Raw genomic sequence first — 6,064 nt, forward strand, 5'->3', positions numbered from 1 at the left:
CCTCCCCACCTGTCAACGCCAGCCCGACGCCACCGGCGCGCCGCCGGCCCGCCGTGCGCTCGGCGGCCGCCCGGTGGTGGGCTCACCGGGCCGCCGTGGTGGGCTCGGGCCGCGGCCAGGTGGTCGGCTCAGCCGGCCGCCGGTGGTGAGCTCGGGCCGCCGCCGGCCGTCCGCTCAGGTCGACTCGCGCGGCAGCGCCACCGCCGCCATCAGGTCGTACCGCCGCACGACGGCCGAAGGCTCCCGTACGGCCCGGTCCACCAGCCCCGCCAGCCGCTCGCCCGTGGGCATCTCGATCTGCACCGTGCTCAGCCTCGGCCGCAGCAGCCGTCCGATCAGCAGGTCGTCCGCACCGATGACGGCCACGTCCTGCGGCACCCGCAGGCCCTCGTCCTGGAGCGCCCGCATCAGCAGCATCGCGTACTCGTCGTTGTACGCGAACACCGAATCCAGCCCGAGGGAACCCCAGCGCGCCGCCAGCGCCGCCGCCGACTCCTCGCCGTACGCCATCGGCAGGGCCACGACCTCGGCCCCGGCCACCGACCGCGCGCCCTCCAGCCGGGGCGTGGAGAACAGCTCCAGCCCGTCCTCCTCCGGAACGACCACGCCGATCCGGCGCCTGCCGCGCTCCACCAGGTGCTCCGCCGCCCGGGCTCCCACCTCCGCCTGGTCCATGACCAGCGCGTGCGCTCCCGGGACGCCGACCGGCCCCATGGTTATCACCGCGCGCGCCCCGGCCCGCTTGAGCGTGGCGACGTTGTGCGCGGACAGCGTGATCTCGCCGAGGGAGATCACCGCGACCGGCCTCAGCTCGGCCCAGGCCCGCGCGGCCTCGTCCCCGGTCAGGCCGAGGCTGCCGTACTGGACCACCGTGTAGTCCAGGGCGCGCAGCGCCCACTGGAGCTCGTTGAGGAACTTGCTGTAGAGCGGGCCGATCGGGACGTGCGAGGTGGGCAGCAGCACGATCCGCGTGTGCCCGGCGCGCAGGCTGCGGGCGGCCGCGTGCGGGACGTAGCCGAGCTCCTCGGCGGCCTCGCGCACCTTGCGGCGGGTCGGCTCGCTGATGCGCACGGCTTCGGCGTTGTTCAGGACGTACGAAACCGTCGCGCGCGACACGCCGGCGAGCCGGGCCACGTCCGCGCTGGTCGGCACGGGCGGGGGCGGCGCGGCGACGGACGGCGCGGGCGGCGGAGCGGCCTGTGGGACGGCCTGCTGGACGGCCTGCGGCGCGGCCGGTGACGGCGACTTGGGCGGGTTCGATGACTGAGACATGGCCGTGGCATCTTTCCAGACCGATTGCGCCCAGGGGCTAGCGGATGGCCGGAAACGAATGCTACACAGTGGTTACACGATTCATTGACACGTGTAACCAGGGCGTCACACCGGCTTCACCGGAGGTGTCTCCACACGTGTCACGCCGTGTCCAGCCGTGCCGTCGCCCTGTCGCGCTCCGACGCACCCCCGCCGTCGCGACAGGGCGGCGCGCACCCCTCCCCGCGCCCCTCCCCGCACCGCCCCCAGCACCGCCCCCAGCACCGCCCCCAGCACCCCGCCCCTCCCCCTCCACATCCCTCATCCCTCACCCCTCGAAAACGCCCAGGAGGGCACCGTGGCCCTTTCCTCCCCCGGCACCGGCACCGCCGCCGCCACCACCGACGCCTCCGACGGACCCGCCCCCGGACGCGGCCTGTTGTCCCTGCTGCTCGTCGGCAACAGCGCCATGTACGCGCTCTACATCGGCGTGGCCGGCGTACTCCTCGCGCTCCAGGTCGAGGACATCGACCCGGCGAACAAGGTCGCGAACTTCGGCCTGATCGCGGGGGTCTCCGCGATCTTCGCGACGGTCTTCAACCCGGTCGCGGGCGCCCTGTCCGACCGCAGCGGACGGCGCAACCCCTGGATCCTCGGCGGTGGACTCGCCGCGATACCGGCGATGTTCCTGCTCGGCATCGCGGACACGATCCTGCTCATCACCATCGCCTGGTGCCTCGGCCAGGCCGTGATGAACGTCTACCAGGCCGCCATCACCTCCGTGGTCCCCGACCGGGTGCCGATGAGCGCCCGCGGCAAGGCCTCCGCGGCCGTCGGCCTCGGCCTGCCCTTCGGCTCCACCATCGGCGCCCTCGTCGGCGCGGCCTTCTCGGACGACTACCGCACCGGATACCTCGTCTTCGGCGCGCTCGTCGCCGGCGCCGCGGTCCTGTTCACCACCTGCACCCGCGAACAGCGTCTGCCGGCCCGGGCCCCGATGCCGGTCAAGCAGCAGCTCGCCGCCTTCGCCGGCGCGCTCAAGGACCACGACTTCCGCTGGGCGTTCATCGGGCGGGCGCTGCTCGTCCTCGGGTACTTCGCGGTGAGCGGCTACCAGCTGTACATCCTCCAGGACCACACGGTGCTGCCCGACGGCATGAAGCCGGAGTCGGCCGTGGCCGTCATGATGCCGCTGACCAGCGTGGCGATGGTGGTCTCCACCGTCCTCGGCGGCTGGCTCTCCGACAAGTACGACCGCCGCAAGCTCTTCGTCGGCGCGTCGGCCCTGCTGTCCGCCATCGCCCTGGTGATCCCGGCCGTGTCGACCAGCTGGACGGCCATGCTGGCCTTCTCGGTGGTCAACGGCCTCGCGTTCGGCTGCTACATGGCGGTGGACACCGCACTGGTGACGATGGTGCTCCCCAAGGCGGAGGACGCGGCGCGCGACATGGGCGTACTCAACATCGCCAACGCGGGCCCGCAGATCGTCGCCCCGTTCATCGCCTCGGTGATCGTGTCCGTGAGCGGCGGCTACACCGCCCTGTTCATCGTGGCCGCCGCCCTGGCGGTGGCGGGCGCCCTGGCCGTCAAGCCGATCCGCAGCGTCCGGTAGGGCGTTGGCGCAGGGCGGCGGGGTGCGGCGGGGCTGGCGGGAGGCGAATCCGCCTCTCCCCCTCTCTCTCCCCCCGCCGCCCCGCTGCCCCGCCACGACGGACGGACGACGGCCGACGGCCGACATGACCGACCGGCGAATCCCACCGACCAATGCCGCACACAGCGGCACCGAATCAACCAACCGATGCCGTACACAGCGGCATTGACAGGGAAAGGCACCACCGTGCAGCTCCACACCCACACTTGGGGCGAAGGCGACCGCGTCGCCCTCCTGATCCACGGGATCATGGCCGACCACCGGACCTGGCGCCGGGTCGGACCCGCCCTCGCCGACCGCGGCTACCGCGCCATCGCCGTGGACCTGCGCGGCCACGGTGCGAGCGGCCGGGGCGAGTACGGCCCCGAGCTGTTCGCCGACGACGTCGTCGAGACGCTGCCGGCCGGCGCCGAGCTCGCCATCGGCCACTCCCTGGGCGGCCTGACCCTCTCGTACGCCGTCGAGCGCCTGAAGCCGAAGCGCGCCGTGTACTCCGACCCGGCGTGGCACCTGGCGGCGCCGGAACCGGGCTTCGAACCCGAGATGTTCGCCCAGTTCAAGGCCGCGCCCAAGGAGCAGATCCAGGCGATGAACCCGCGCTGGGAGGAGGCCGACGTCGACATCGAGCTCGAGACGCTGGCCGTCTGGGACGAGGCGACCGCGCTGAGCCTCGGTCCGCTGATGGGCGCGGACCTGCTGCCGGCCGCGCCGGTGGTCCCCTCACTCGTGCAGCTGGCCGACCCGAGCTTCCTGATCTCCCCGGAGCGCGCGGCGGTGCTGGAGGAACGCGGCTTCGAGGTGCGCTCGGTCACCGGTGCCGGACACACCATTCACCGGGACGACTTCGACGGTTTCATGGCGTCGCTCGAGGGCTGGATCTGAGCAACGCCCCTAGCCGGCCTACCAGTTCGGCGACGGCCGCTGCCGCGCCCGCTGAGACCGCGAACATGTTGACGAAGCCGTGGACGAGGCCGTCGTAGTCACGGACGAAGACATCGACTCCGGAGGCGCGCAGCGCCTCGGCGTAGGCGAGGCCTTCATCGCGGAGCGGGTCGTAGGCGGCCGTGCCGATGACAGCCGGGGCGACGCCCGCGTGGCTCGCCGCGCGGAGCGGCGAGGCCCGGAGGTCGCCCGCGACGGCGGGGTCGCCGCCGGTGAGGACCTCCGTGGGTTCACGGAGGTCCTTCCGCGTGAGCAGGTACCCCTCCGCGTTCTCCGCGTACGAGGGGTACTCGGTCCCGGTACGGTCCGTCGCCGGGTAGGCGAGGAGCTGCGCGGCGAGCGGTTGCCCCTCGTCGCGGAAGGCCAGGGCCACGGATGCCGCCAGCGCCCCGCCGGCACTGTCGCCCGCGACGGCCAGCCGGTCGCGGTCACCGCCGAAGCCGTCGATGTGGTCGGCCACCCAGCGGGCCGCGGCGAGACAGTCCTGGTACGCGGCAGGGAACGGGTGCTCGGGAAGCCGCCGGTAGTGGACGGCGACCACGACCGCCGGCAGGTCGCGGCAGAGGCGGCGGGCGACGTGGTCGTGGGTGTCGAGGTCCCCCACGATCCATCCCCCGCCGTGGAAGAAGACGACGGTCGGACCGCCCCCACCGCCGACGGGCCGGTAGACCCGCACGGGAACGGGCCCGAAGGGCCCCGGAACCGCGTCGTCCACGCAGCCCCCGACCTCGACCGCCTCCTTCGGCGCAACCAGGGCATTGGCCGCGAGCTCACCCTGCCGAAGCACTGCGGGATCGGCCCCGACCATGGACGCAGCCGACCTCGGCACCGCGTTGACCTGCTGGAGAAGAGCTGCGATGGCTGAATCCAGGGGCATGCGACCTCGACGGCTCCGACGGTCCGGCCCGGGCGCTGGGACGACGGAACCTGCGGCCTCGACGACTTCGACGGTAGGGCGGGGCGGGGTTGGCGGGGCCTGCGCGCGAGCCGACTTCGACGGTGACCGGGGGGCGTCCCGGAAGTCCAGTGTCCTTCCGCGCCGGGCCGGCCCGTCAAGGGCGCTCCCTGCGGTCGCGTCGCTTCGCGATGGCCTTCGGCCACCCTTGACAAACCGACCCGACACGGAAAAACACAAGACTCCCGGGATCCCCCCGGGGGATGGCCGGGAGGAACGAGAGGGAGGAACGGCCGAGTCAGAGGCCCATCGGGCCCGCGTTCCGCCGGTCAGCCCAACACGCACACGAGAACGACCACATCCCCCTCCGGAGCGTTGAGGCGCACCAGATCGCTACACAGTCCCACTCGGCATAGCGGCTGACCGCCGTCTGGGGCTGGGAGCGCGACAGATCCCTACACAGTCGCCCTCGGCTTAGCGGCTGACCGCCGTCTGGGGCTGGGAGCGCGACAGATCCCTACACAGTCGCCCTCGGCTTAGCGGCTGGCCGCCGTCTGGGGCTGGTGGGCGCGGCAGATCGCTACACAGCCACCCTCGGCACAGCGGCCAACGGCCTTCTGGGGCTGGGGGCGCGACAGATTGCCACGTTCTTTGCTCGGTTTGGCGCCTGGCGGCCGTCTTGGGCCGGTATTGGGCCCCCCAGGGGCCCGGAGGGCGCCTGATGTCGTCTAACGACGATCTCTTCGTCCTTAGCGTCGGAGAAGTGATCGCTTCACTCCCAACCGGCCATCAAACCATCCCAAATAGGGCATAAGGAGAGGGGTGGGAGGGCCCGGAAGAGATCCGGGCGTCGGTCGCGTACCCAGAGGGGCACATGGTCGTCGTGGGCGGCCTGCGCACGGCCCAAGACAGCCGCCGGACGCCAATCGGCAGGGCGCGCCTAGCGATCCGCCGCGCGCACCCGCCCCAGACGACCGCCAGCCGCCCATCGACGAGACATGTGTAGCGATCTGGCGCGTCCCAGCCCCCGACGGCCGCCGGGCGCCGAACCCACCGAAGCACGTGACGAAATGACGCACACATCAACCCCAGACGGCCGCTGGCCGCCAAGCCGAGAGGGACTGTGTAGCGAACTGCCGCGCCCCCAGCCCCAGACGACCGATGGCCGCTGAGCCGAGACGGTCTGTGTAGCGATCTGGTGCGCCTCAACGCCACAGGCGGGCCCATGCGACCAGGCCGCCCCTCACCCTCTGACCCCCGGCCATCCCCCGGGGGGATCCCGGGAGTCTTGTGTTTTTCCGGGACGGGACGGCCTGTCAAGGGTG

4 protein-coding genes are annotated in these 6,064 nt (G+C 72.5%); 2 read left to right on the forward strand and 2 right to left on the reverse strand.

The annotated features are described in order from the left end of the window. Positions 1 to 174: 174 nt before the first annotated feature. The gene (locus ACWGDE_RS34980; protein WP_453393093.1) at positions 175 to 1,272 is read right to left on the reverse strand and encodes a LacI family DNA-binding transcriptional regulator; all 1,098 of its coding nucleotides are present in this window, start codon (positions 1,270 to 1,272) and stop codon (positions 175 to 177) included. A 337-nt stretch (positions 1,273 to 1,609) separates the two neighbouring features. On the opposite strand from ACWGDE_RS34980, the gene ACWGDE_RS34985 reads away from it, so the two are divergent. Both ACWGDE_RS34985 and ACWGDE_RS34990 read left to right on the forward strand, forming a co-directional pair. Next, positions 1,610 to 2,863 (forward strand): MFS transporter, encoded by a 1,254-nt coding sequence (locus ACWGDE_RS34985; RefSeq protein WP_453393094.1) that lies wholly within the window; start codon positions 1,610 to 1,612, stop codon positions 2,861 to 2,863. 225 nt (positions 2,864 to 3,088) lie between these two features. After that, entirely contained in the window at positions 3,089 to 3,784 is a 696-nt protein-coding gene (locus ACWGDE_RS34990; RefSeq protein ID WP_453393095.1) for an alpha/beta fold hydrolase, read from the forward strand. Here ACWGDE_RS34990 and ACWGDE_RS34995 read toward each other — a convergent pair. Further along, the gene (locus ACWGDE_RS34995) at positions 3,756 to 4,721 is read right to left on the reverse strand and encodes an alpha/beta hydrolase (RefSeq protein WP_453393096.1); all 966 of its coding nucleotides are present in this window, start codon (positions 4,719 to 4,721) and stop codon (positions 3,756 to 3,758) included. The two genes, ACWGDE_RS34990 and ACWGDE_RS34995, sit on opposite strands and share 29 nt — an antisense overlap. Positions 4,722 to 6,064 lie beyond the last annotated feature (1,343 nt).

This window comes from Streptomyces sp. NPDC054956 (genome assembly GCF_053609185.1).

Bases quoted from the DNA above. Each gene is read 5' to 3' on its own strand.
- ACWGDE_RS34995 (WP_453393096.1), bottom strand. From the start codon at position 4,721: ATGCCCCTGGATTCAGCCATCGCAGCTCTTCTCCAGCAGGTCAACGCG.
- ACWGDE_RS34980 (WP_453393093.1), bottom strand. From the start codon at position 1,272: ATGTCTCAGTCATCGAACCCGCCCAAGTCGCCGTCACCGGCCGCGCCG.